Origin of the sequence: Mesorhizobium sp. C120A (assembly GCF_030323105.1) — a bacterium.
GTDB lineage: Bacteria > Pseudomonadota > Alphaproteobacteria > Rhizobiales > Rhizobiaceae > Mesorhizobium.
The window spans coordinates 6,343,816-6,366,985 of record NZ_CP100476.1 but is presented as its reverse complement, the minus strand read 5'-3'; the positions used below and the strand labels follow the sequence as shown (position 1 = coordinate 6,366,985).

Sequence of the window (23,170 nt, the reverse complement as noted above, 5' to 3'; positions counted from 1 at the left end):
GGGCGCGCTCGCGAGCGGCTTTGCGACGCCCAGCCAACACCTCCAGCGAGCTCGCCCGATGATGGTGGTGCACCGCGGTCGGATACGATGCTGGAGGAAATCGTTCGCAGCCGGTCTTCAGGAATTGCGAGGAGTGCTCGTTCTTGAATGCTGGCTGCTGGCCGGATGCGGTGGCCTGAGTGGTCTGCCGACACGCCCGAAAGTCAACGCCACTACCACAAGGCCGCCAAGATGTCAGGTCTGAGAGCCAGCTTGGACGGTGGTATCGTGTTCGGGAAGGTCGTCGAAGGAGGCGTAGTTGAGATAGTAGAGTTTGGAATACAGGCCGCCCATGGCTATTAACTCATCGTGGTTGCCAGTCGCAATAACTTGGCCATTCTGAAGCACGATGATGCGGTCGGCCCCCGGACCGTGGCGAGACGGTGGGCGATGACGAGGCCAGTCCGCCCTTCAAGCAGCTTGATCAGAGCCTTCTGAATCTGCAATTCCGTGTAGCTGTCGATATTGGCGGTAGCTTCGTCGAGCACGAGGATCTTGGCGTCAGCGACGAGGGCGCGGGCGAAACTGATAAGCTGGCGCTGGCCGAGAGATAAGTTGTCGCCGCGTTCGCCAAGTTGGGTCTCATACCCGTCGGCGAGGCTCATGACGAAGTCATGCGCGCCGACAGCCTTGGCCGCCTCGATCACCTTGTCGCGCGTGGCTTCCGTCTTCTGGTATCGAATGTTCTCGAAGACCGTCCCGGTGAACAGGAATGGCTCCTGCAGCACCATGGCGACCTGGCGGCCGAGCGATTCCTGGGTGAGGTCGCGTACATCATGTCCGCCGACCAGCACCTGACCCTGCTGAACATCATAGAAGCGGTGGACCAGGGCCATCGCACTCGATTTGCCAGAACCGCTCGGTCCGACTAGTGCGACCGTCTCGCCCGGATTGACCTTGAACGAGACATTTTTCAGAACCGAACGGTTCGGATCGTAGCCGAAGGTGACGTCCCTAAACTCGACCGAGCCGTCCATTTCGGGCGAAAGCATCTCGGCATTGGGTTTGTCCTTAACATCGATCTTGACGTCGAGCACATCCGTCAGGCGCTTGCCTGAGGCCATGGCGCGCTGCATGACCGAATATTGCAGGGTGAGTGAGCGGATCGGGTCAAAGAAGCGCTGGATGTAAAATAGGTAGGCTACCAACACGCCCACATCTATACGGCTATTCATGACCATCGAGCCGCCGACCACAATAACGGCGGCCAAGGCGAGGCCGGTGATGCCATCGACGATGGGCACCATGACCAGTGCATATCTGGCAGCGATCAGGTGGGTCCTAAGGTTGGCATGGGCCCGATCGTCAAAAAGACTGAAATTCACCTGCTGGCGGTCCATTGACTGTATGGTCCGCACGCCGTGAATGGCTTCGGCCAGCGCGCCATTGACGACGGAATTGGTTTCGTGTGCAGCCATGAAGGCGTCGCGGGCACGCGGCAACCAGACAATGCGGACGATCACCAGGATCGGCAGAACCGATAGCGTCAGGAGGCCGAGGCGAAAGTCGAGCCACAGCATTACGAAAACGATGCCGAAGAGAAGCGCAACATCGCCTAGGGAATATACCGAGGTTTCCAGGAACTCCTGTATGGAGTTAACGTCGCCTTGCAGGCGCGACATCAGGCGTCCGACCTCGGTCTTGTCCATGAAAGAGAGCGAAACCTTTTGCAGATGGCCAAACATGGCGCGGCGGATGTCGAACAGGACAGTTTCGGCCATTTTCCCATCCAAGGCTTCCTGCATGTAGCCGGCGGCGAAATTGACCAAAATCGCCGAAAGGAACGCGCCGACGGCCGCAAGCTGGGCTGAGCGATCGGGCCTTGCCGGGTTCATGCCGAGGTCGATCGCGTAGCGGATGATCAAGGGGATGAGAAGCTGCGTCCCGGTGAAGATCAGCATCGCGACAATCGTGACAACTACCTTTGCCCGGTAGGGATGGACGAAGCCCCAGATGCGACGGAGGATGCTCTTGTCGAAAGCCCGGCCGAACATCTCCTCCTCGATCCGGTGCGAGCCGACGACCGCGCGCGGAGGGCGTCTCCCGTCGTCAGGTTCGGCTTCGAGTTCGCCGCGGCCCTGGTCCATCAGCGGGCGCCCCCATCCTGGCTAATAATGCTATCACCCGGGCACGTCTGGAGATCGTAAAGGGCCCTGTAGCGTCCCCGCTTCGCCAGAAGCTCTTCATGCGTGCCGCGTTCTACGATTTCGCCGTTATCGACAAAAAGGATTTGATCGGCATGCTTAAGCGCACTCAGCCGGTGCGCGATGATGATCGTCACCCGATCCTTTGCGAAGCGCCGCATCGCCGCGCGAATGCGCAGCTCGGTGCCGGCATCGATCGCGGCCATCGAGTCGTCGAAAATGATGACGGAGGGGCGCAGCATCATGGTGCGAGCAATCGTGAGACGCTGGCGCTGGCCGCCAGAGAGAGAAACGCCGCGTTCGCCCACGACCGTCTCATACCCTGCCGGGAGCCCGAGGATGTAGTCGTGGAGCTGGGCGAATTCTCCAGCGCGTTCAATTCGCTGTCTCTTCGCCCAGGGATCGCCATAAGCGATGTTGTTCTCGATCGTTGTGGTGAATAGGAACGCATCCTGCTGTACAATCGCGACCGCCTTGCGAAGGCTCTCGAGGGTGACATTGCGTATGTCCTGGCCGTCCAACGTGATGGCGCCACCGGTCACGTCGTAAAAGCGGGGGACCAGATGAGCCATCGTCGATTTGCCGGAACCCGGCGGACCGACGATCGCGATCGTCTCGCCTCTCCGGGCCTCAAAGCTGAGGTTCTTCAGAATGGCGCGGTTTTCGGCGTTGGGGTAGGCAAATGAGACATTGTGGAAGCGCAGAGTGCCGTCACTTATCTCAAGCGGTCTGGCCTCGAGAGCATCCCTGATGGTGATCTCCTGATCGAGGAGACCGAAAAGCCGCGAACCGCAGCTAGAAGCGCGGGCAAACGCATTGACCATGAGACCGATCTGGCGGACTGGCATTTGCAGCATGGTCATGAAGGTCAGGAAGGTCGCCATGGTTCCGACGCTGATCTCGCCAGCGACGAGCTTGTTGCCACCGATCCCAAGCACCAATCCCATTGCGAAAAAGTAGGACAAGGTCATCGCCGACGTGTTGGGTACGTAGATGTCAACGAGATCGTTGGCGAGGTCGAGCGCGTTCTTGGAAGCGCCGTCGAACTTCAGCATCTCATAGGATTGAGCCGCAAAAGCGCGGACCACACGGATACCTGCGAGATTTTCCTTCATCACGCGGCTTAGTACCGAAAGGCGCTCATAGAGGTCGAGCCAGGTGGCGCGCAGCTTAAGCTGTGTGGTCGATGAGCGCCAAGCGACAAAAGGCACGAAGCTGAGCGCGGCCAAGCCGAGCACGGGATCGGTCGAGATCATCATGTAAGCGCCAATCCCGATCAGCATCGTCAGCAGGAGCACCCGCATGAGCCCGGTGGAAAAATACATCCGCACGCCTTCGAGATCGAGCATTCCGGCGGTTATCAGATCGCCTGAATGGGCCCGGTCGTGAAAGGAAAAGCTGAGACGCTGGATCTTGTCGTAGTAGGCGAGCCGCAATTCGTACGCGACATGATGCCCGACGGCTTCGGCAAAATAGTTCTGCGCCATCGTGAAAACGCCGCGTAGCGCGCTGACGGCGAGCAGCAGGAGAGCCGGGGCCCAGAGCGCTTGTCCTGCCGCAGCCCCCGCGACACCGCCCCCGATAGCTGTCTGGGTCTGGTCGACAGCCCGGCCGAGAAGCTGGGGAATGAGCAACTGGAGGATTGCCGCCATGATCGTCGAGCCCATAGCGAGGGCAACCTGCCACGGATGGCGCAGATTCATACGCGTGATGCGCAACAGCGTACTCAAATCCCGGCCCCAGCGCGCCGCTTCAACATGGGCCAACGAATTCAGTGCGTTCGTTGCGCCGCTGACAGCTTCACTGTTCACGGGTGTATTCCCGACTGCATTTTGCGCCTTCGAGGAAAGCCGAAGCAGACATCATCAAAGGCATCCGCCATTGTTAATCCCGTCCTCAACCTGCAGCCGTGCCCGTTCCCACAAGCCGAGCCGCCGCTTGACTTAGTGGCATGTCGATCACCGTGATTCCGCTTGCCGCAAGAAAACGCGCTTCGTTTCTGGTCAGGGTTTCCGCGTCCATTACGGTGCAATAGGGACCGCGGGAGCGCTTCATGATCTGTCTGGCGTAGGTGCGCAGCATCTGATCGTTGAAGCGGCAGCCAACGAAGAAAAATCCACGGGTGATGCGCCGTTCCTTCACAGCGTCTGGGATCGGTGTCTGGATATCAATTTCGGACAGGACTTCGACGTAGTCGGAATCTGCGACGAGAAAGTTTTGCGCGGGCTTAATACTCCCGTGAGGTGAATAGAGAACCGTCTTGGCCCCCAATCGGGGGTCGAGCTCCCTCCCGGACAAATCGTAGGTTTTCGTCCAAATGTTGCCGATTTCATTCGCGCGCGTGACGCCTTGTATCTCAACGACGTCCGTTCGGCCGGTCTCTACCAGAGCCGTGCGCATCGCGCTGTCATACCAGCTGTCGATGATGAGGGAGAGTGGCAGCCTTGCGAGCCAGGCGTGGAAGGGGGTCGGCCCCACCGGCGCTGCGAATATGTCGGTCATCCAAGCTTGAAGCGTCCGGCGATGCCGGCGCTGTTCGATGAACTGTGCAACCGACCACATATTGGTGCGGATCCTGGAAGGGGCTGGAGCCCGTGCATTGAGTGCCGCGGCAACAACCTCCGGGGTATGCGGCACAGGCGGTTCCACACAGTTCAACTCAAGAAGACCCGGACCGAGATAGGGGATCACCTCATCGGCGGCGAGCGCTTCCTTCGCCAGGTCAAGCAGCTTTTCAGCAAAACTGTCCCGCACAATGACGAGGTGGCCCGATGTCAGGATCGTGTTCATCTCGTTTCCTCGCGACGCACCTAGGGGCAGCATCAGCCCTCTTCGGAAATCTTCCTTGCCTCGACGGTGATCGGCAGACGCGTATCATGTGGGAGATCGGGTAGGAGGAGCCGCCACCCGTTCCTGAGCGTGACCGTTCCGCCCCACAACTCTTCCTTCTCGAGTTTGATGATCGGCTCTTCGAGGTCCTTTTTGGGGACATACGCCGACAAACCAGCATCGGTCCTGCGGATCATGACTTTCATCTGGCCGTCCCTTCATTGGTATTGCTTTTCAGCACTGCAGGGCGCCTCGGCCTCGTCGAGGCTCATCAGTTCACGCGCTCGCATACCGACGACGGTGCCACGGTCGATCCACTCGACCGCATAGATGAAGAACTGCTGGAGAAAGGTGCCAATGTCGCGCACATATCCCTCGTCCCCCTTCCGCACGAGATTTTCGCCGATCTCCCTGCCAGGATAGGTGCCGTCATTCTTTATGTGGCGAGTGGCACGTACCCGCTCTCCCGGCATGAATCGTGGAGGCCTGCGGATTTCGATCTCCTCTTCGCGTCCGAGCGACATGTCCGTTCCCTGATTTCTCTTGCGGCTGAGATTCCGAACAAGGCGTTCCAGGCGTCCTGCGTAGACAGCCCCCAACCATGTCGGCAGTCCAATGTCCGTTACGCAGGAACGCAGGTCTTCGGCACCGGACATACCGAGGCACATTGCTGCGCATCGAAGACCCCCTCGCATTCGGTGCACTTCTGTGACTCGATCACGTAGCTCTCGCCTTTGAACTTGATCGCGCCGGAAGGACATTCGAATTCGCAGGCGCCGCATTGGGTGCATTGGGATGCGATGATCTTGAAAGCCATTTTAACTCCTGGTCCGAATGAATGAGACAGCTCAGGCCGTCGCCGCGAGTGTGGGGGTCCCAGATGCGGCGATGTAAATCGCGCTGATTGCTGTCTCGATATAGTCATGGGCACAGGCGTCGGTGGCTCTGATTCCAGCCTCCGCGAGCTGATCCTGCGGGCAATTTCCAATCTTGGCGCACAGCACGATATCTATGCCTTGAAGCGCTGCGATGACGCCATCGAGGGCGGCTTCTGCGCCCCAGCCGCCAAGGCAATACTTGTCCACCTTCCGATGCCCGACGAAGCTGATCCCTTTCAGCGAGGCTTGATAAACCTGGAATTCCTTCGCATGGCCGAAATGCTCATTGACGCGGCCGCCGCCCTTGGTCGCCACCGCGAAGAGAAGGGACTTGCCGGGGCTCGCTGCCTTGACCAATCCGATCGCTTCTCTCCTAGCCTCGACGTGATCACGGCGCTCCTCCGCGACCAGCTCCCGATAGGCCTTGCGTTTGCTGGCATCGTAGGTGACCTCGCCGGGAATCCGGTCGACTGTGAATTCCTGGCCACGATCTTCTCCGAGCAGGCCCACGGCATCTGCCCGGCACTGCCGGCAGTGGCGCATCAACTGGGCGCCGTTTTCGACACGATCCTGAAGAGCCTTCATCTCCATTGCGTTTGGGCCGCGCTGCCCGCTCAGACCGTAGTGCGTGCCGTGGGCCGGGTCCGAAATCAGCGGCATAAGGTTGTGCAGGAACGCGCCTCGCTCCTTAATCCATCTATTCACCTCGATCAGATGCTCATCATTCACGCCCGGGATCACCACCGAGTTGATTTTGGTGAGGATGCCCCGCGCGGTCAGCATCTCCAGGCCCAACATCTGCCGCTGGTGCAGGATCCGGGTGGCTTCAATGCCGACGTAGCGGCGATGATCGTGAAAGATCCAAGGATAGATCTTTGCACCGACCTCAGGGTCGACCATGTTGATCGTGATCGTCACGTGATCGACATTCATGTCAGCAAGCTCATCGACATGGTCGGGCAGCGCCAGCCCATTCGTGGATATGCAAAACTTGATGTCTGGGATTTCCCTGGCGACCCTGGCGAAGGTCGCCTTCGTCTTCTTCCAGTCGTAGCAGGCGTCGCCCGGTCCGGCGATGCCGAGCACGGAAAGCTGCGGCACCTCGTTGGCGACCGCGATCACCTTGCGTAGCGCCTGGTCGGGCGTCAGCTTTTCAGAGGCCACCCCAGGCCGGCTTTCGTTGGCGCAGTCATATTTGCGATTGCAGTAGTTGCACTGGATGTTGCAGCCCGGCGCGACCGCGACGTGCATACGCGCGAAATAGTGATGCGCCTCTTCTGAAAAGCAGGGGTGATCCTTGATCTTCTCCCAGACAGCCGGATCCGTGTCGTCGGGCTTTGTCGACGAGCCGCAGGACGAAGACGCGCAGCCCCCGAGTTTCATGGTGCCAAGCAACTGGTCACCGAATGTCGTGCTGAGGCTCTCAAGCGAAATTGCCGGTGCAGACATGAACGGCTCCGTTGCTGCGTGATGTCGCAGTTCAAAGCGCAAGAGCTATGCCAGCTCAAAGAGCTGTTTCGGTTCACGAATAGGCTTCTCGTGTCAGATTCCTTCGGATTGCTCCGACACACCTTTGTCGGGCTTACGACAGTGGACAAGCAAATAGGGTCGCGAGGCTAGCAGCCTCGGGCGCGCAGAGTGTGAGCGAGACCACTCCGGGCTGCTTACGCTTGACGTCATCACGACGTCCCGAATTTCTTAACCTTGACACCATGCCGGCGCAGGGCGTACCCGATTATCCAGGGCGTGAGGCCAGGGATACGAGCCGCCCTGGAAGAACCCAACCGGCCTAGTCAATCGCGTCGATCAGCCGGTTGCGTGCCGTCAGATGCGGGCGACAAGCGGCATGGTTCGGATGCGGCCGTAAGAGGAGATACCTTGCTGCGGAGGCGCCGATGCGACTGGCCGGCAGCCGCAATTCGCTTGATCTGTTACGGCCTGTGATATGAGGCGGCGAGTGCCTGATTGAGGTGCGTGGGTATTGCCGGCAGTGGCGGCAATCTCCGGCTCTCCTTCAGCGTCCAGGACGACGATCGCTCAATTACCCGTCTGCAGAAACGTGGGCAGGACGTTCACGACAATTGGCCAGCGTATGGCGAGCGTAATCTCCAGCTCGCTCGGGGCGGTCAGCACCTTCACATATCGTAGAGTCCCTGAGCGGGTATCTGCTTAGGGCATGCTCGATGGGCGGTTCAGGGCCTCGTCGACCCGATCTGCGGCCCGGTGGCTCATAGAGACGACTTCAGCGGTTGTCGTCCAGAGTGAACCTGCATTTTTTATCTGAGGCTGAATTATGCAAGAACAGTATTCGTGCAATTTCTCTTCATTTATTGGCGATTAAAGCCAAAATGGCATGGCCGAGACTCAGCTGTACTGGATGATCGCCGCCTTAAGTGTGCGTGCGCCGGTCATCCGAATTTAAAGAGGATTCCGAAACCGCCGCGTGGATAGTTCCACTCGATCTCACCACTCGTCTCGCACAAAATCCGGCAGGTGCCGCACTCCATGCAGCCATCGGCAGTGATCTCCACTTGACCCTTGTCGTTCAACTCATAACATTTCGCCGGGCAGACGTGGGTCAGCGCGAGCAAATTCGCGCTCGGCTTCTGGTGCGGTCGCACTTTGATGTGCGGGCGGCCGGAATCCACCAAGTAGCGGTTCTGGTAAAGCTTGTCCTCGACACGTGACTTCGTCGCTGCGCTGGTCATATCGTCTCCCCTCAGCGCCACGCCAATGCAAGGCGGACCGCGTCGCTGACCAGCCCCCAGCGCGAGCGCGCCTTGATGAAGGCCGCCGTGGTCGCCTTTTCCTTCTCGATCTTCGGCGTGCCGTCGACACGCATGAAGTTCTGCGCAGCTTGCGACATCAACCGCGGATAAGTCGTGAAATAATTGCTGGAATTGGTGTGGAGCAAGGCCGGCATGTCTTTGTATTTCCTCAGGTCCTTGACCACGAAGGACTTGTCCAGCATGGCTTTGTAAAGGGCGAGATTCCGTTTGTTCATCGGACCGTTGCGGCTCTTGACCTCGACGATTGCCTCAGCCGCAATGCGGCCGGAGGTCATGGCGAGGTTCGAACCCTCGCGGTGAATCGCGTTGTTCAGTTGCGCGGCATCGCCGACCACGACCCAACCATCGCCAAAGAGCTGCGGAATAGCCTTGTAGCCGCCTTCGGGAATGAGGTGTGCGGAATATTCTTTCACTTCCGAGCCGGCGATCAGCGGCCGGATCGAAGGATGGCTCTTCAAGGCATCAAGGAGAACGTAGGGGCTCTCGACCATCGCGGCAAAATCGGAGACGAGGCAGCCAATGCCCAGTGAGATGGACTCCTTGTTGGTATAGAGGAAGCCGAGCCCGGCCATGCTGCGGGAGGTCGTGCCCACCGCCTCGATCACGCAGCCCTCATCGCCCTTTACGCCGAACCGCTGCTCAATGACCTCTTCGGGCAAGAAATGCATTTCCTTGACGGCGAGGGCGACGGTTTGCGGCTTTGGCATCTCGCGCAGGCCTGCTCGAGTGCCAAGCAGTCCGCAGACACCTTCTGCGAGAACGACCACGTCCGCGTAGATGGCCCCGCCCGCCCGGTCTGTGCGGACGCCGATCACCCTGTCCTTGGCATCACGGATGAGTTCCGTCACGGTCGTCTCGCACAGAACGGTCGCGCCGGCCGCGCGCACCTTACGCGAAAACCATTTATCGAACTGGGCACGGATGATCGTGTATCGGTTGGGCTTCGCCTCATTGAAGTCGTCCGACCTATAGTGAATCCCGGTATGGGATGTGTCGTCCATCACCCAAAGCCGCTGTTCAACCAAATGCCGCTCGAGAGGCGCATCATCCCGGAAATCCGGGATGATCTTCTCCAGCATGTTCGCGTACATGATGGCACCCTGGACATTCTTGGAGCCCGGGTATTCACCCCGCTCCAACTGCAGCACCTTCAGGCCATGGCTGGCCATGGTGTAAGCAGCTGCGTTTCCGGACATGCCTGCCCCAACAACAATGGCGTCGAAGTTTTCCTCGATCATGTCCATCCCCTTAGCTCGAAAGCTTATCGCGACTGTGGGGCGACAGCCGCCGGGTGAAGGCTTCCGTCAGTGCGGGCAGGAAGCGGATCGCGTCGGTGACGATTCCGAGGTGAGCGAAACCGAAAATCGGCGCGTTCGGGTCGGTGTTGATGGCCACGATGAGATCCGCCCCCTCCACGCCAACCCGATGCTGGACGGCGCCGGAAATCCCGGCCGCTATGTAAAGCTTCGGCCGGATCGTCTTGCCAGTTTGGCCGATCTGCCGATCAGCTGGCATCCAGCTCTTCTGGACTAACGGACGCGAACAGCCGTGCTCGGCGCCGATTGCTCGTGCGAGGTTCTTCACAAGCTGCAGGTTCTCCGCCGCGCCAAGACCAAGGCCTCCCGCAACCACGACGTCGGCATAGGCAAGGTTTGCCTTCGCCGACTGATTGTCCGGCAGGAAGCCGAGGACTTTGGTAGCGATCTCGTCCTCGGCAAGCGAAAGCTTGTGCCGGATGACACGCCCGACCGGTTTATCCGTCCGCTGCGGCATGGGCATGACCCTCGGCCGCACGGTCGCCATCTGCGGGCGGAAATTGAGCGTATAGATCGTGCACAACAAGGAACCGCCGAAAGTCGGACGCGTGGCGGCGAGCGAACTGTCGGTATCTACATCGAGTTCGGTGCAGTCGGCCGTGAGCCCCGTCTGCAAGGTCGTCGCCACGGAGCCGGCAAGATCCCTGCCCAGTGTGGTGGCACCGAGAAGAAGGATTTCGGGTTTGTGGGTATCGACCAGATCCGTCAACGCCTTGGTGAAAGGTTCATTCCGATAGTCGGCGAGCAGGGGCGCCTCGGCGATGTAGACAAGGTCAGCGCCATACGCGAATGCTTCGGCAACGGCGTTCCCCACGGCCTCTCCCGGCGGTCCAAGCACGACACCTGCAAGCTGGACCTGAAGCTTGTCTGCTAAGTTGCGGCCTTCGCCGAGCAGTTCGAACGATACCGGATGGACCTCGCCACGTTCGAGCTCGATGAAAACCCAAACGTGCCGATAGTCCTTGAAATGGGCGGGCAATTCCTTCTTTATGCCGGCGCGGCCGGCGGCAGGGCGAGGGGTTTCTCCGTTCGCGGTCGACATCGTTTTGCTCCTTGCCATCACGCGCCGCCGTTAAAGGCGAGCTCATGTTCCAGCGCCGGCTGGCGGGTGAAGATTGCGGTGATGAGTTCGTCAGCGACATCGCGCAAGGCCTTCTCGGCGGTGTCGATTTGTGCCGCCTTTTCAGCTCGAGCAGGAGGGGCGAAAACACGTTTGACGACCGTCGGTGAACCGCGCAGGCCGCATTTGGTGAGATCCTCAATGCCGGCGTCGGCCGCGCTCCATTTCAAGACCTGGCTGCGCGCGGCGCACAAGGCGTCCTGGATCGAGCCCCGGCGGATCTCGTTTGTGCCTTCCAGCATGGTGATGAGGCAAGGGAGCCTGCTCTTCAGCATCTGTGTGCCGCCTTCGGAACGGCGCTCGACCTTGATCTCGCGTGCAGCAAGGTCGACAGAAGGGATCTTCGCGACATAGGTCAGTTGCAGGAGTCCGAGGCGCTTGGCGATGCCGGGCCCGACCTGGGCGGTGTCGCCATCGATCGTCTGCTTGCCGGTGAAGACGAGGTCTGGCGTGCCGAACGTCTCGCCAATCTTCGCGATTGCCTGGGAAAGGGCGAACGAGGTTGCCAGCGTGTCGGAGCCGGCAAAATAGCGGTCGGTCAAGAGCACCGCTCGGTCGGCGCCGTAACCGAGCGCCTTGCGCAGCGCGTCCTCTGCCATGGGCGGACCCATGGTGAGCACAGTGACTTCGCCGCCATGTGCGTCGCGCAGTCTGAGCGCTTCTTCGAGGGCGAACAGGTCGTAAGGGTTGATGATGGTCGGAACACCCTGGCGCATGATCGTGTTCGTGACCGGATGGACCCTTATCTGTGTCGAGTCCGGCACCTGCTTGATGCAGATTACAATGTGCATTGGCGGTTTCTCTAGGCTCCTGTCCGGGTCCGGCATTGCGGTTATCTCCTTTGTCCGCATTATTCGTGCCAAGTCTCTTGCGCTCCCCCTTTCCTACAACTTCGGCTGGTTGCTTCTGACGGCGCTGTGGTGATGACCGCATTTGGCGGCTGCTCGACATTGTCGCGTCGCACCCTTGTCGCCGATCATTCCCGTCCGAACCGCTTCAGTACCGAGTCGAACGGAACAAAGGTGTGACCCGGCGCGGCAGGTTTGTTCGGATCGTGGTCCTTGAGCACCTTGAAAATCCGATGCGTGAGCGGCGAGGAAATCGCAAAGTCCTCGTAAGCGCGTTCGAGCGTCGCGCGCACCCTCGCGGCAATCACCTGGTCGGGCAGACCGGAGAAATCTTCTTCGGCGAGGTATTGGCCCACACGCTTCATGATATGGAGCCGCGAGACATTCAGTACCTTCGGGTCATAGGCGACGCCTAGGACTGAGAAGAATTCCTCTGCAGCCGACAAGCGCTTCAGTCGTGCGAGGATGTCGGTGACATCCATGGGGCGGCTGTCAGCGGAACAATTCATTGCATTCTTCCTGGTCGCAAAACTGTGGCCTCTGTGCGCTCGCGCACGGCTGACTTGGACCCGCACAGCTCGATGAGGGATGCCTCGCTGCACATTCCATCGTAGAGCTCGACCAGTCGAGTTGCAGTGACGGTCGATTTGGTCTCGGCCGCCTCGCGTCGGACGCGGGCCACCATCGCGGCTGCCAGATCCGGGTCGAGATCGCGACCGCTTTCGCTCAGCACATGGGCAATCGCAGTCGCGCCGGAATGCTTGCCGATGACGATCCGCCGGCAGCGGCCCACGAGAGTCGGATCGAGCCCCTGATAAGTACGCGAGTCCTTCAGCAGCCCTGCGACGTGAATGCCGGATTCGTGGGTGAAAACATCGGCGCCGACGACCGGCTTAGTGGCTGCGGTCTGCCGGCGGGCGGCCCAAGCCACCTGGGCGGCGAGGCCGGGCAATGCGGTCAGCTCAATGCCGGTGTCTGCGCCGTCGAAGACTGCCATTGCGGCGGCCACCTCCTCCAGCGCGGCATTGCCCGCACGCTCGCCGAGCCCCAGGACGGTGACGGAGGCATGGCGCGCGCCTGCGCGGATCGCCGCCAGCGTGTTGGCGCCAGCAAGTCCGAGATCGTTGTGCGCATGAAATTCAAGGTCGATTGGAGACTGCACCACGAGCTGGGCGACAAGTTCGAAGGTCGAAAACGGGTCGAGAACACCGACTGTGTCGGCCAGCCTCACGCGGCTTGCGCCGGCGCGTGCGGCCGTCTCGATGACGCGGGCGAGATGATCCCGATTGGCCCGCGAGGCATCCTCGCAGCCCACCGCGACGAAGAAGCCGGCATCGGCGGCGCGCCTGACCATATGATCGATGACCTGGAGCGCTCCCGCCTTGTCGAGGCCGAGCTTGGCGGCAAGTTGGATGTCCGACGCAGGCAGCGACAAATTGACCGCTTGGACGCCGCTCTCGATCGCTGCATCGAGATCCAACGACGTCATCCGGCACCAGGCCATGAGCCGAACCGGAAGACGCCGCGCTACCACGGCGCGAATTGTTTCCATCTCGTCGACGCCCATGACCGGCGTGCCGATCTCGATCTCTGTCACGCCAGCCGCCGCAAGAGACTCAGCGATCTCCAGCTTTTCCGTCGTGGTGAAGGCGACGCCCGGCGCCTGCTCGCCATCGCGCAAGGTCGTATCGTTGAGGGAGACATGACCGGTCATGACAGGCAGCCTGTTCTTCTGCGGCTCACGCATAGACCGGACTACCCGGCCCAGAACCGGAAAAGCTGCGCAGCTTCCCCACGATTCCCGGCATGACCTCGAGCACCCGGTCGATGTCCTCTTCGCTGTTGTCCCGCGCCAAGGAGAAGCGGACTGCCGCGTGTGGCGTTTTCATCGCGCTTAGGACATGGCTTGGTTCCAGAGAGCCGGAGGTGCAGGCCGAGCCAGAGGAACACGCGATGCCAATGCGGCTGAGGAGAAGTGGAATTCCATCACTTTCGACATGTTCGAAGGAGATGTTTGCGGTGTTGGGCAACCGTTGCAAGGGATCACCAGTGACACAGGTGCTTGGGATGCGCTGGAGGATCCCGCCCTCCAGGCGATCGCGGAGCGACTTTACCCGTGTGGTCTCGTCGTCCATGAATTTCAAGGCGAGTTCGGCCGCCGTGCCGAGCCCGGCTATGCCGGGCGTATTCTCGGTTCCAGCACGCCGGTTGTGCTCTTGGTGACCCCCCTTGATCAGCGAATGGAAATCGACGCCACGTTTTACGAAAAGCGCACCGATCCCTTTCGGCCCGTGCAGCTTGTGGCCGGAGAGCGACAGCATGTCGATTGCGGTCGACTTCAGGTCCATCGGAAGCTTGCCGACCGCCTGCACAGCATCGGTATGGAATAGGGCGCCCACTTCCTTGGCCAACTCGGAAAGCCTTGCCACGGGGAAGATCACACCAGTCTCGTTGTTCGCCCACATTATTGACACGATTGCAACCTGTGGGGTGAGGGCGGCCATATAGGCGTCGAGATCGAGCCGACCACGGCAATCCACCGGGATCCTGTGCACCTTGAGGCGGCGGGTCTTCTCAAGATGCTCGCAGAGCGTCAGCACGGCGGGATGCTCGACCGCGGACGTCACGATCTCGGTTCGGTTGGGCGCCGCCTCGAGCGCTGAAAGAAGCGCTGCATTGTCGCTTTCTGTCCCACCCGAGGTGAAAGTGATCTCATCCTCGAACTCCGCGCCGATCAGAGCTTGCAACTGCCTCCGCGCCTTTCTCACCGCCGCACTGACTGAGGCGCCAAGAGCGTGTGCCGACGAAGGGTTGCCGAATTGATCCCTAAAGAACGGCAACATCGCTTGCACGACCTCAGGATCGACCCGTGTGGTTGCGTTGTTGTCGAGGTAGACAGGCTTCATAGGTGCGATCCTCAGTTAAACAGAATGACGCGAGCGCTAGACCGACTCGTTGAGCCTCTGGCGCATGCCGTTGATGATCATTTGAACTGGCAGTGCGCGCAGGCGCCCGGAGTGTTTGACGTAAACCGGATCTCCGTCGATATGGACATGTTCGCAGTGGCCGTAGGTCAGCCGGCAGGTAAGGACGCCCGAACGCGATAACGCTACCGATGAGCCGAATTTGGCGCAGCGGCGCGATTTGTCCGCAAGCAGCTCGGGTGCCACCAGGAACCGAGCTGCTTCGGGAGGCGACGTTCTTTGAATCCTACTGGGAGCGAATGGCAGTCCCGAGATCGGCTTTGACCTTGTCTTGTTTTTTAGGACGGGGACATCTGTTGTGCCGGCCATATAAGTCTCCTCTGCCGCAAAATCACTCTGTCGGCCGCACAGGCGCTTCGGGCGCTTAACTGAAGGACTTGCCGCAGCCGCACTTTTCGCGCGCATTGGGGTTATCGAAGACAAAACCGGAAGATTGGAGCCCGGTGAGGAAGTCGACGGTCATGCCGGCTACATGGGGTTGGGAGCCCGCGTCCACGAACAGCTTGACCCCATCTGTGTCAGTGATCGCGTCGCCCTCGCGCGACACGCTCTCCAGGCCCATTAAGTATTTGAAGCCTGCGCAGCCGCCGGCCTCGACCATAATGCGAAAGCCTTCCGCCGGCTCGCTGGCACGGCAAAGAGCAGTCTTGAAGGCGGCAACAGCGTTGTCGGTGAGCGTAATCATGGCTCCATTCTCCTCAGTCCGCGACCTGCTTGCCCATCACGTTGCATGCACCGTGCCAAAGCCAAAAAACGTTTCAACACAGCGCGGCATCTCTCGCACTGGTGCCTCTTGATTGCTGATAAGGTGTCGGCCAATCGACACGTGCTGTCGGGTTTGTCGGGTCCGGCACGAGGGATGTTGGCCTGAGTTCTTGGGTGAACTCACATCACCAAGGACAGAACTTCTTCTGAGCTTGCCTCGGCGCAATTGGCACGGTTTTTGAAGCTCCGTTTGGCGAGACGGCAAGAGCATGCCGATCCACAACCATGCCGTGGGTGCCATCGCGATGGATGGGGCGAAGCAAGGGAGTAACATGTCAGGACCGTGGTCAGATACGCGTTGTTGGCAAAGCAGCGCCGCTCGTGGCATCCGAATGCCCGCTTGGCCGATTGCGACAACATCCATACTGGCTCACTACCGCCCAGTAGCCGCCGACCGGCTCGATGGGATGCCATCGGCATGTGGCTGCTCGCCGGTTTTCGCATCGGTGCGACGCCGTGCGCACGCTGTCCAGCGACACCTTGTTCATGGGCCAGCAGCAGATCAGGATCGAGCATTTCGGCGCGCCTTATCGGCTGAAGATTCCCGGGCAGGGCAGATGATCCTCACACGTCGTAGAAACAGGGGTAAGCATGGACCAACGCGAGAAACCGTCGCCCGACGAAATCCGGCGGGCGTGCAAAGACAATCCGAAGATCCGGGAGCATGATCTCGCCGCTCGATTGGGCATTTCGGAAGCCGAGTTGGTCGCGGCGCATTGTGGTCACGGCGCGGTGCGCATCGAGCCGCGCGTCGATGATCTGCTGACCGGCCTCGAAGCGGTCGGCGAGGTGATGGCGGTCACCAGCAACGAAAGTGCCGTGCACCAAAAGATTGGCGTCTACGGCAAAGTGGTCACCGGCAACCAGCATGCCATACTGCTCGGCGACGAGATCGACCTGCGCATCTTCCCGAAAGCGTGGGCGTATGGCTTCGCCGTCGAGAAGCGCGAGGGGCCGAGATCCGCCGCAGCCTGCAATTCTTTGATGCCACCGGCGAGGCGATGCACAAAGCTCATCTCACGCCCGCCTCGAACCTGCAGGCCTATCAGGATCTGACGGCAGAGCTTGTATCCCCCGACCAGGAGCCGATCATATCGCTCGAGGCGAGCGGGGCGCGCGATAACGCAGTGAGTCCAGACCACGCCACCACGGTCGACGACCTACGCGAGCACTGGGGCCGGCTAAGCGACGTGCATCAGTTCTACCATATGTTGAAGACACTGAAGCTCAGCCGCTGCCAGGCGATGCGTATGGCCGACGAGGATGACGCCTGGCTACTCGACAATGATGCCATTGGCGCCCTGTTCCAACAGGCGGCCGAAGACGAGATGCCGATCATGTGCTTTGTCGGCAATCGTGGTTGCATTCAGATCCATTCCGGCCCGATCAGGTCGGTCAAGCAGATCGGGCCGCGGATCAATGTGCTCGAAGAGACCTTCCATCTGCATCTTAGGACCCATCGCATCCGCGAGGTCTGGGCCGTGCGCAAGCCGACGAGGGATGGTCACGTTACGTCCATTGAAGCCTATGGCGCGGACGGCAAGATGATCATCCAGTTCTTCGGCACGCGCAAGGAAGGCGAACGCGAGGGCAGCGACTGGCGGTTTCTGGCCGAGAGTCTGCCACGCGTTCCCGGTCCGACCTCCAGGGGTGTGTTGACTGCCGACAGGTCCTCGGATTGAATTGGCCGCGATAGGACTCAGCACCACGTTCCGACAGCGGCTCGCGAGCAAATCTAGGTCCATGAGCGGAAAGGATGCCGTCGTAGCGCATGCGCATGGTCAGGTGATGCACGCCGGAATGGACCGCATCTATACAGTCAAGCTGGTCGCCGGTCGGCACCGGTGCGCACGAGTGCATCGCCGTCTGCCGGAAAAGCCTTGCAGCGCCTGCGAGCGATAAAACGCATACGCCATCAGCGCCGAACCGAAGCGCGGCTTGACCTTTTTGATATTTCCGATCGTCTCGCGCAAGCGCCGTCGGGTCTTCTCGGACCGCACCCGATCCTTGCGCTGGATCGCGTCATTGCTCAATCCGGGCCGTGCGAGCGATCTACTCGCTCGTCGACCGGCAGGCTGTGCAGCAACAGCCAAGCCGAACAGCCCGATGTCGCGGGCTCGACAAAACCGACCACGGATGTCGGTTGTCGGACGTTGTCATAAGAATGATGGACAGGTGATCATCAGCGGCAGACCCAGCGCAGGCTGGCATTGCTTGGTGCACCGCCATGGCTACCCTATCCGGCACGCGACTTGCTTCGACAATTTGATCAGCAGGGCAGAGGTGATTGACCAGTCTCTCAACCCTAACGGGGAAGCGGCCGCTTTGCTTCATGACCGGAGCGCGGCGGAGATGCCCCTCTGATCGACTTCGCAACCCATCTCATCCGCGCTGGTGCAGGTGGGCTGTATCAGGCGACAGAATCTATAAGGCGCCCGACAAGAGACGTGCCCATGCTGGAAATCGACTTTATGAACAGCGGTGCAATCTCAATTGAGCCATGAACGCCAATGTAGAGAAAACAAAATGGCGACCAACCCCGTTCCAGATCATGTCCCGCCCGAAATGGTGAGGGACTTCAGCCTGTTTACATCGCCAGGGATGCCACCAACACCCAACGGGGATCCACACGCAGCTGTCGCTTGCGTACATGACGGGCCTCCGATCTTTTACTCCCGCTACAACACGCAAGATGGCCGGGGTACCTGGGTCATCACCCGTGCCGCGGACCAGCGGAAGGTGCTGCAGGACGCAGAGACTTTTTCCAGCCATCGCAGCATCTTCTCCTCCATACTGGGTGAGAACTGGCCGACGATCCCGCTTGAGCTCGATCCACCGGCCCATGGCGTCTTTCGCTCACTGCTTAATCCGCTGCTTTCGCCAAAGCGGGTGTTGGCTTTGGAACCGGCTGTCCGCGAACGGGCGGTCGAGCTGATCGAAAGGATCGCCGCGTCGCGCACAAGCTGCGACGTGATGAAGGATTTTGCCTTTCCTTTCGCGGTGAGCACCTTTCTTCGCTTTCTGGGGTTGCCTGATGACCGACTCGATACATTCGTCGGCTGGGGGAAAGATCTGCTCCACGGCGACGATAAGGAACGACCTGTGGCTGCCCGGACGATCGTGGCATTCATCGACGAACTTGCAGCCATGCGCCGCGATGAGGCGGTTGACGATTTCATGACCTTTATAGTGCAGGCACAGGTCGAGGGCCGCCGGCTGACTGACACCCAAGTCCGCGGCATCGGCGTGCTTGTCTTCGTCGCTGGGCTCGACACGGTCGCAGCAGCTATAGGCTTTGACTTGGCGTACCTCGCACGCAACCTCAAAGATCAGCAATTGCTGCGGAGCGAACCGGACCGCATCCCGCTCGCAACCGAAGAATTGCTGCGGGCCTATCCGCCCATTCAGTTGATCCGCGTGGCCACGAAAGATATCGACTTCGAAGGCGCGCCGATCCGGAAGGGGACTATGTTTCCTGCGCCACGATGATTGCCAATCGTGACCCGGCGGAATTCGAATGCCCCAACACGATTGATTTGGAGCGGGAGGACAACCGCCACGCAGCGTTTGGCTATGGTCCCCACCGTTGCCTTGGCTCACACCTTGCCCGGCGCGAGATTGTCATTGGCCTGGAGGAGTGGCTGGCGCGCATCCCGGCTTTCAGGATCAAGCAGGGTACGGCGCCGATAACTTCTGGCGGCCATGTGTTCGGGATCGAAAATTTGATCCTGGACTGGTCTTAGGCCCGCCCCGAGCCCGGGCACAGACAATGGAGGCAGCGCCATGCGCATCATCGTCCAAAAGGCCAAATGCCAGGGCCACGCGCGATGCGCGGCGCAAGCGCCGGACATCTTTAAACTCGATAATGACGGTTACATCCTGCCTGGTGACATTGAAGTTGCGGAAGGGGAGGAACTGCCTGCATCACGAGGCGCGCGATCCTGTCCTGAACGTGCGCTGGAACTCACTCGCTGACGCTCTGGATGAGACGGCATTCAACCGTGAGTCTGGCGGCTTGAACCATGTGGCCGCACTCAGCACGCGACCTCTGTCCCGCACGGTTCACGTCCAACTCTGCGGGGCAAATTCCGGCGCCAGTGTTCCCCGTGAGGCGCAAACGGCAGGGCCGGGGTTCGCGAACCTCTTCGAATCACAGAATTCTGCGCCAGAGCCGATGGACCAGACGAGAATTGCCGAACTACTCGACGCGAGGCGACCCGGAGTGCCGTACCGAAGAACTGCCCGACCCATGTTGCGGCAGGCCGGGTCTCTGCATAGTTTGATAGGGCGAAACCAGGAGAACGCACCATATTTGCCCAACATTATGCCCGGCTCAGCACCGGCCAATGGCCGCAGCTGGAGAGAAGGTTCGACCAGCATGTGCTTGCCTGTGTGCTTTCACGTGCGCTCGAGGAGATCGAGGCCGGCGAGGCGACGGCGACGGAGGCAACCGGACTTTCGCGCGCCGAGTTGCGCGATGTCCTGTCCCGCTGTTTCCCTGCTTTTCCTATCAACGCGTTTGCCTTGGAAGAGGGGAGCGAGCCTGAGCCGGATCTGGAAGAAGAACTTCTGCGCGGACTGCTGCTGGCGCATGCCCGGCCCGACGACAAGGCAAGCGCCCGCTTCGCCAAGATCATCGCCCGGCGTGCCATGCGCAATGACCACCTCTGGCAAGACCTTGGCCTTTTTAGTCGAAGCGACCTCGGCCGCCTGCTCGCCTCGCATTTTCCGACGCTGGCGGCCGGCAACACCCAAAACATGAAATGGAAAAAATACTTTTACCGAAAGCTCTGCGAGGCCGAAGGCTTTTCGCTGTGCAGCTCCCCCAGTTGCCGGGACTGCAATGATTTCGAAAGCTGCTTCGGCCCGGAGGAAGGCGAAAGCCGCCTCACACGGACCAAGGACAACGCCCAGGATTGAGAGCCGCTTGCGTCAGTCGTACAGCGTCAGAGCTCGCGCCGCGCCATCTGTCTGTTGTCAAAACTCGACGGACGCCTTGGGGGATTTGAATACTGTGCGCTCGCGATGCTCGCTTCGGCAGGTCGTCGTCATGGCAGGCGCGAGTCGAATGTTTGTTAGATGCCGCCACAACCTAAGCCGGCATCATCAATCGCTACAAGCGCAAGGAGTTGAAGGACACGTTGCGCGATCTTGAGCAGGCCGGACTTGGTGACCAGCTCGTTAGGTTTTCCAATTCATGAGTGGCTAGAGCGATGGCTGTACTGGCGTTCGATCTCGTCTATTTTTCCGGCCTGACGGCAGACCAACTGCTAGGCAGCGTCATCTCACTTCTGGCGTGTTTGCTCCTTTATAACTGATACGATTTTAGGAAACGGGGTCTGCAGTGTTTTCTTCCGCTTCGGCGCCACATAGCTTTCAACCAGGCGAAATGCTCGACGTCGACAGTTACCAGCGGCCGTAGGTTGATGGTCACCGTGTTTGGCGCTCAGAACTTCCTCCGTGCTAGTCAATGGTGAGCATCGGAAGCGATTTTGCAGGTTTTGCGCTGACGGGATTCTGGCTCGGCCCGCCGGTCGGGTTCGTCAAAAGGTGCTAATATAGCGTTGTATGTCCGATCGGCGGTAGTAGCCGCTTACTGATCGCCGGACGGTCATCCCTGAACATTGTTGCACCGCACCTGGAGTGCTTAGGGAATGATATTATCTGACAAATGGAAAAATCACGTAGGAGCCAAAGTAAAATTTTATTATATCTGACTCCTGAGAATTACCAAGTAATGATCCAAGAACGAATCTTTCGCGGGCCGTTAAGTTGTTTTTCAACTCTAGTGCGTCACTATGGGGTCCGTAGGTCCCAAAAAATGTCCCATCCTTTGCAGGGCAACAAGGAGGCGTACTATGGCAAGAATTTTTGAAATTCTTACGGGCAGTCTGACTGCCGGATGTGTTCTCGTAATTCTTTGCATGCCAGCGACTGCAGCTGGAATTGATGTCGGAGGCGTCGGCGGGGTATCCGTCGGCAGCGGAGGCGCCAGCGCTAATGTGGGCGGCAACAGCGGCGCTACGGCTAGCGTATCCCTAGGCGGTTCTGGGGCAAATGCCGCAGCCTCCGTCGGCGGCACTGGCGGAGCGACTGCTTCCATCGGCACCGGCCGCGCCAATGTCGGTGTCGTCACCGGGGTCGGTACCGACGTAAATGTCGGCGTTGGAACCAATCCAGCCGCCAACCCCAGCAACCCGACCGCTTCGAGCAACCCGAATCTGGCTAGCGTTGTCGGCGATATGTCGAACGCCCAGGTCACTCGGATGAAGAAGCGCTGCGTCGAAGTGCTTAGCAACGAAGATACCTATGATCGTGAGCTGCGCCGGCTCTGCTTGCTGATCTCGCGCCGCTAACCAGCGACCCCTTTCCGACCTGTCGGGGCTGTCGACATGACACTCTCCAGTTCCGGCAGTGGAAGCCCGCCCGCCGAAAGGTTGGCGGGCTTTTACAGTCAGCGTTTTTCCATCCGCAGCAGGCAGGATGTTTAGGCACTTTCGCGTATGTAAACGTTGACACTTAAGGCGCTTTCGCCTCGTAGGAAAGTTGTGTAACGCCTTGTTCTTGAACAAAAAATGTGAGAACGCCTAGTTGCTTAAGCGAAAAGCGCCTTACCGAGCGGATATCAAAAATAAACATTGTAGCGATCTTGCAACCGCCCGAGGCCGCTTTTACGCGTTCGGAGCAAGTCTAGGCCGATAAGTCATCGTTTTGCTTATGTTTCTTCACGTCACGGTGGCGGTAGGTGTAGCCGGGAATGTCCTGCAAATGGAACGTATTGCCGGGAGGCGAGTAGCGGTAGATAAATCCGAATTGGTCGGTGATCCCGTTGACGCTCGTATAAGTGATCTCGCCATACAGATACATATGGAAGGGAACCCGCCCCTATGTGAGTATCGGACAGGAAAAGCTCATTCAGCACATTGTTTGTGATAGGGCCGCCGCGATCAAAAGCTGCAGGGCTAAGAGCATCGTCTGCCCCGAGCACCCGTTCAACGTCATTGATTTCTCCGGGATGGTAATGCGGAGTTGGCGGCAAGTTGCAAAGCCGGAGGCTCGCCCGAATCTCGTTTATGATGGCAGGAGTGCGTCCGAAATTCTTGATCGAGTATGCCGCTTCCGGAATTGGTCTTTTGTTGTCGGGCTTGTCAGCCCAATCGTGCGTCACCCCCACCAACGGTTTGGTGGCGGTGACGAACAAATACGGGCGCTCGATATCGAGCAAAGCCTTTTCGGCAATGTCGGCGCTGCGCTGGGTGTGCCTAGCAGCCTCTTTGGCGTAGTAAGCAGCGGCCATAGCAGCGGCGAGCGTGAAAGCACCCACGATAGCGCCAATGGTGGTCCAGTTCGCCGACTGTTGGGCAGCGTCGGCAGCGTTCCACTGGGCACACAGATCGGAACTGCGATCATCGTGACCTGCTTGGCATGGGTTAGTGTAACTTGGGGGTTCATTTGCCT

Annotated in this window: 20 protein-coding genes and 3 pseudogenes; 6 read left to right on the top strand and 17 right to left on the bottom strand. The window is 59.7% G+C overall.

All coding sequences use genetic code 11. The features are described 5' to 3' along the window. Positions 1 to 234 precede the first annotated feature (234 nt). The 16 genes and pseudogenes from NL532_RS30850 to NL532_RS30775 form a co-directional block, all read right to left on the bottom strand. A pseudogene (locus tag NL532_RS30850) lies at positions 235 to 2,126 on the bottom strand (ABC transporter ATP-binding protein). Then, on the bottom strand, positions 2,126 to 3,994 hold the full coding sequence (locus tag NL532_RS30845) for an ABC transporter ATP-binding protein (protein WP_023829770.1): 1,869 nt from the start codon (positions 3,992 to 3,994) through the stop codon (positions 2,126 to 2,128). The pseudogene NL532_RS30850 and the gene NL532_RS30845 overlap by 1 nt, the downstream one beginning before the upstream one ends. Before the next feature lie 85 nt (positions 3,995 to 4,079). After that, positions 4,080 to 4,973, bottom strand: a complete 894-nt coding sequence (locus NL532_RS30840; RefSeq protein ID WP_023829769.1) for an SIR2 family NAD-dependent protein deacylase — start codon at positions 4,971 to 4,973, stop codon at positions 4,080 to 4,082. 32 nt (positions 4,974 to 5,005) lie between these two features. After that, positions 5,006 to 5,218, bottom strand: coding sequence for a putative nitrogen fixation protein NifT (gene nifT / locus NL532_RS30835; protein WP_023672220.1), 213 nt, complete (start codon positions 5,216 to 5,218; stop codon positions 5,006 to 5,008). A 12-nt stretch (positions 5,219 to 5,230) separates the two neighbouring features. Beyond that, entirely contained in the window at positions 5,231 to 5,536 is a 306-nt protein-coding gene (locus NL532_RS30830) for a nitrogen fixation protein NifZ (RefSeq protein ID WP_023748899.1), read from the bottom strand. A gap of 98 nt (positions 5,537 to 5,634) precedes the next feature. Further along, positions 5,635 to 5,829 carry a 4Fe-4S dicluster domain-containing protein gene (locus NL532_RS30825; protein WP_023672218.1) on the bottom strand — a complete coding sequence of 65 codons (195 nt, stop codon included), beginning with the start codon at positions 5,827 to 5,829 and terminating at the stop codon, positions 5,635 to 5,637. A 31-nt stretch (positions 5,830 to 5,860) separates the two neighbouring features. Then, complete coding sequence (gene nifB, locus NL532_RS30820; RefSeq protein WP_023708818.1) at positions 5,861 to 7,339, bottom strand: nitrogenase cofactor biosynthesis protein NifB; 1,479 nt, start codon at positions 7,337 to 7,339, stop codon at positions 5,861 to 5,863. 959 nt (positions 7,340 to 8,298) lie between these two features. After that, positions 8,299 to 8,598 carry a ferredoxin family protein gene (locus NL532_RS30815; protein ID WP_023687351.1) on the bottom strand — a complete coding sequence of 100 codons (300 nt, stop codon included), beginning with the start codon at positions 8,596 to 8,598 and terminating at the stop codon, positions 8,299 to 8,301. An 11-nt stretch (positions 8,599 to 8,609) separates the two neighbouring features. After that, the gene (locus NL532_RS30810) at positions 8,610 to 9,917 is read right to left on the bottom strand and encodes an FAD-binding protein (RefSeq protein ID WP_023687350.1); all 1,308 of its coding nucleotides are present in this window, start codon (positions 9,915 to 9,917) and stop codon (positions 8,610 to 8,612) included. A gap of 10 nt (positions 9,918 to 9,927) precedes the next feature. After that, positions 9,928 to 11,037 carry an electron transfer flavoprotein subunit alpha/FixB family protein gene (locus NL532_RS30805; RefSeq protein ID WP_023829768.1) on the bottom strand — a complete coding sequence of 370 codons (1,110 nt, stop codon included), beginning with the start codon at positions 11,035 to 11,037 and terminating at the stop codon, positions 9,928 to 9,930. A 17-nt stretch (positions 11,038 to 11,054) separates the two neighbouring features. Continuing rightward, positions 11,055 to 11,906, bottom strand: coding sequence for an electron transfer flavoprotein subunit beta/FixA family protein (locus NL532_RS30800; RefSeq protein ID WP_023727118.1), 852 nt, complete (start codon positions 11,904 to 11,906; stop codon positions 11,055 to 11,057). A 185-nt stretch (positions 11,907 to 12,091) separates the two neighbouring features. Beyond that, positions 12,092 to 12,472: a nitrogenase stabilizing/protective protein NifW gene (nifW, locus tag NL532_RS30795; RefSeq protein ID WP_023687348.1), complete on the bottom strand. Its 381-nt coding sequence runs from the start codon at positions 12,470 to 12,472 to the stop codon at positions 12,092 to 12,094. After that, positions 12,469 to 13,677: a homocitrate synthase gene (nifV, locus tag NL532_RS30790; protein WP_023727119.1), complete on the bottom strand. Its 1,209-nt coding sequence runs from the start codon at positions 13,675 to 13,677 to the stop codon at positions 12,469 to 12,471. The genes nifW and nifV overlap by 4 nt, the downstream gene beginning before the upstream one ends. A gap of 25 nt (positions 13,678 to 13,702) precedes the next feature. After that, on the bottom strand, positions 13,703 to 14,869 hold the full coding sequence (nifS, locus tag NL532_RS30785) for a cysteine desulfurase NifS (protein ID WP_023672209.1): 1,167 nt from the start codon (positions 14,867 to 14,869) through the stop codon (positions 13,703 to 13,705). A gap of 36 nt (positions 14,870 to 14,905) precedes the next feature. Beyond that, positions 14,906 to 15,256, bottom strand: a complete 351-nt coding sequence (locus tag NL532_RS30780; RefSeq protein WP_155923868.1) for a hypothetical protein — start codon at positions 15,254 to 15,256, stop codon at positions 14,906 to 14,908. 55 nt (positions 15,257 to 15,311) lie between these two features. Next, complete coding sequence (locus NL532_RS30775) at positions 15,312 to 15,632, bottom strand: HesB/IscA family protein (protein ID WP_023672207.1); 321 nt, start codon at positions 15,630 to 15,632, stop codon at positions 15,312 to 15,314. 536 nt (positions 15,633 to 16,168) lie between these two features. Between NL532_RS30775 and hemP the strand changes: the two genes are divergently transcribed. The 6 genes and pseudogenes from hemP (at position 16,169) to NL532_RS30740 (ending at position 22,068) form a co-directional block, all read left to right on the top strand. After that, entirely contained in the window at positions 16,169 to 16,273 is a 105-nt protein-coding gene (hemP, locus tag NL532_RS30770) for a hemin uptake protein HemP (RefSeq protein WP_023685012.1), read from the top strand. A 30-nt stretch (positions 16,274 to 16,303) separates the two neighbouring features. Then, positions 16,304 to 17,394: pseudogene (locus NL532_RS30765) on the top strand (hemin-degrading factor). Between the two features lie 844 nt (positions 17,395 to 18,238). After that, positions 18,239 to 19,455: pseudogene (locus tag NL532_RS30755) on the top strand (cytochrome P450). A 40-nt stretch (positions 19,456 to 19,495) separates the two neighbouring features. Further along, complete coding sequence (locus NL532_RS30750; RefSeq protein WP_081725572.1) at positions 19,496 to 19,687, top strand: ferredoxin; 192 nt, start codon at positions 19,496 to 19,498, stop codon at positions 19,685 to 19,687. Positions 19,688 to 20,020: 333 nt separating this feature from the next. Then, positions 20,021 to 20,632 carry a nitrogen fixation protein NifQ gene (locus tag NL532_RS30745; protein ID WP_023687343.1) on the top strand — a complete coding sequence of 204 codons (612 nt, stop codon included), beginning with the start codon at positions 20,021 to 20,023 and terminating at the stop codon, positions 20,630 to 20,632. A 938-nt stretch (positions 20,633 to 21,570) separates the two neighbouring features. Next, positions 21,571 to 22,068, top strand: coding sequence for a hypothetical protein (locus NL532_RS30740; RefSeq protein ID WP_031203477.1), 498 nt, complete (start codon positions 21,571 to 21,573; stop codon positions 22,066 to 22,068). A 374-nt stretch (positions 22,069 to 22,442) separates the two neighbouring features. Here NL532_RS30740 and NL532_RS30735 read toward each other — a convergent pair whose 3' ends face one another. Further along, a complete protein-coding gene (locus tag NL532_RS30735; protein WP_155923866.1) occupies positions 22,443 to 23,036 on the bottom strand; it encodes a hypothetical protein in 594 nt (197 codons plus the stop codon). Positions 23,037 to 23,170: the final 134 nt, after the last annotated feature.

Coding starts and splice junctions, on each gene's coding strand:
- NL532_RS30840 (WP_023829769.1), bottom strand. CDS start 4,973: ATGAACACGATCCTGACATCGGGCCACCTCGTCATTGTGCGGGACAGT.
- nifT (WP_023672220.1), bottom strand. CDS start 5,218: ATGAAAGTCATGATCCGCAGGACCGATGCTGGTTTGTCGGCGTATGTC.
- NL532_RS30830 (WP_023748899.1), bottom strand. CDS start 5,536: ATGTCGCTCGGACGCGAAGAGGAGATCGAAATCCGCAGGCCTCCACGA.
- NL532_RS30825 (WP_023672218.1), bottom strand. CDS start 5,829: ATGGCTTTCAAGATCATCGCATCCCAATGCACCCAATGCGGCGCCTGC.
- nifB (WP_023708818.1), bottom strand. CDS start 7,339: ATGTCTGCACCGGCAATTTCGCTTGAGAGCCTCAGCACGACATTCGGT.
- NL532_RS30815 (WP_023687351.1), bottom strand. CDS start 8,598: ATGACCAGCGCAGCGACGAAGTCACGTGTCGAGGACAAGCTTTACCAG.
- NL532_RS30810 (WP_023687350.1), bottom strand. CDS start 9,917: ATGATCGAGGAAAACTTCGACGCCATTGTTGTTGGGGCAGGCATGTCC.
- NL532_RS30805 (WP_023829768.1), bottom strand. CDS start 11,037: ATGTCGACCGCGAACGGAGAAACCCCTCGCCCTGCCGCCGGCCGCGCC.
- NL532_RS30800 (WP_023727118.1), bottom strand. CDS start 11,906: ATGCACATTGTAATCTGCATCAAGCAGGTGCCGGACTCGACACAGATA.
- nifW (WP_023687348.1), bottom strand. CDS start 12,472: ATGAATTGTTCCGCTGACAGCCGCCCCATGGATGTCACCGACATCCTC.
- nifV (WP_023727119.1), bottom strand. CDS start 13,677: ATGACCGGTCATGTCTCCCTCAACGATACGACCTTGCGCGATGGCGAG.
- nifS (WP_023672209.1), bottom strand. CDS start 14,869: ATGAAGCCTGTCTACCTCGACAACAACGCAACCACACGGGTCGATCCT.
- NL532_RS30780 (WP_155923868.1), bottom strand. CDS start 15,256: ATGGCCGGCACAACAGATGTCCCCGTCCTAAAAAACAAGACAAGGTCA.
- NL532_RS30775 (WP_023672207.1), bottom strand. CDS start 15,632: ATGATTACGCTCACCGACAACGCTGTTGCCGCCTTCAAGACTGCTCTT.
- NL532_RS30750 (WP_081725572.1), top strand. CDS start 19,496: ATGCGCATCATCGTCCAAAAGGCCAAATGCCAGGGCCACGCGCGATGC.
- NL532_RS30740 (WP_031203477.1), top strand. CDS start 21,571: ATGGCAAGAATTTTTGAAATTCTTACGGGCAGTCTGACTGCCGGATGT.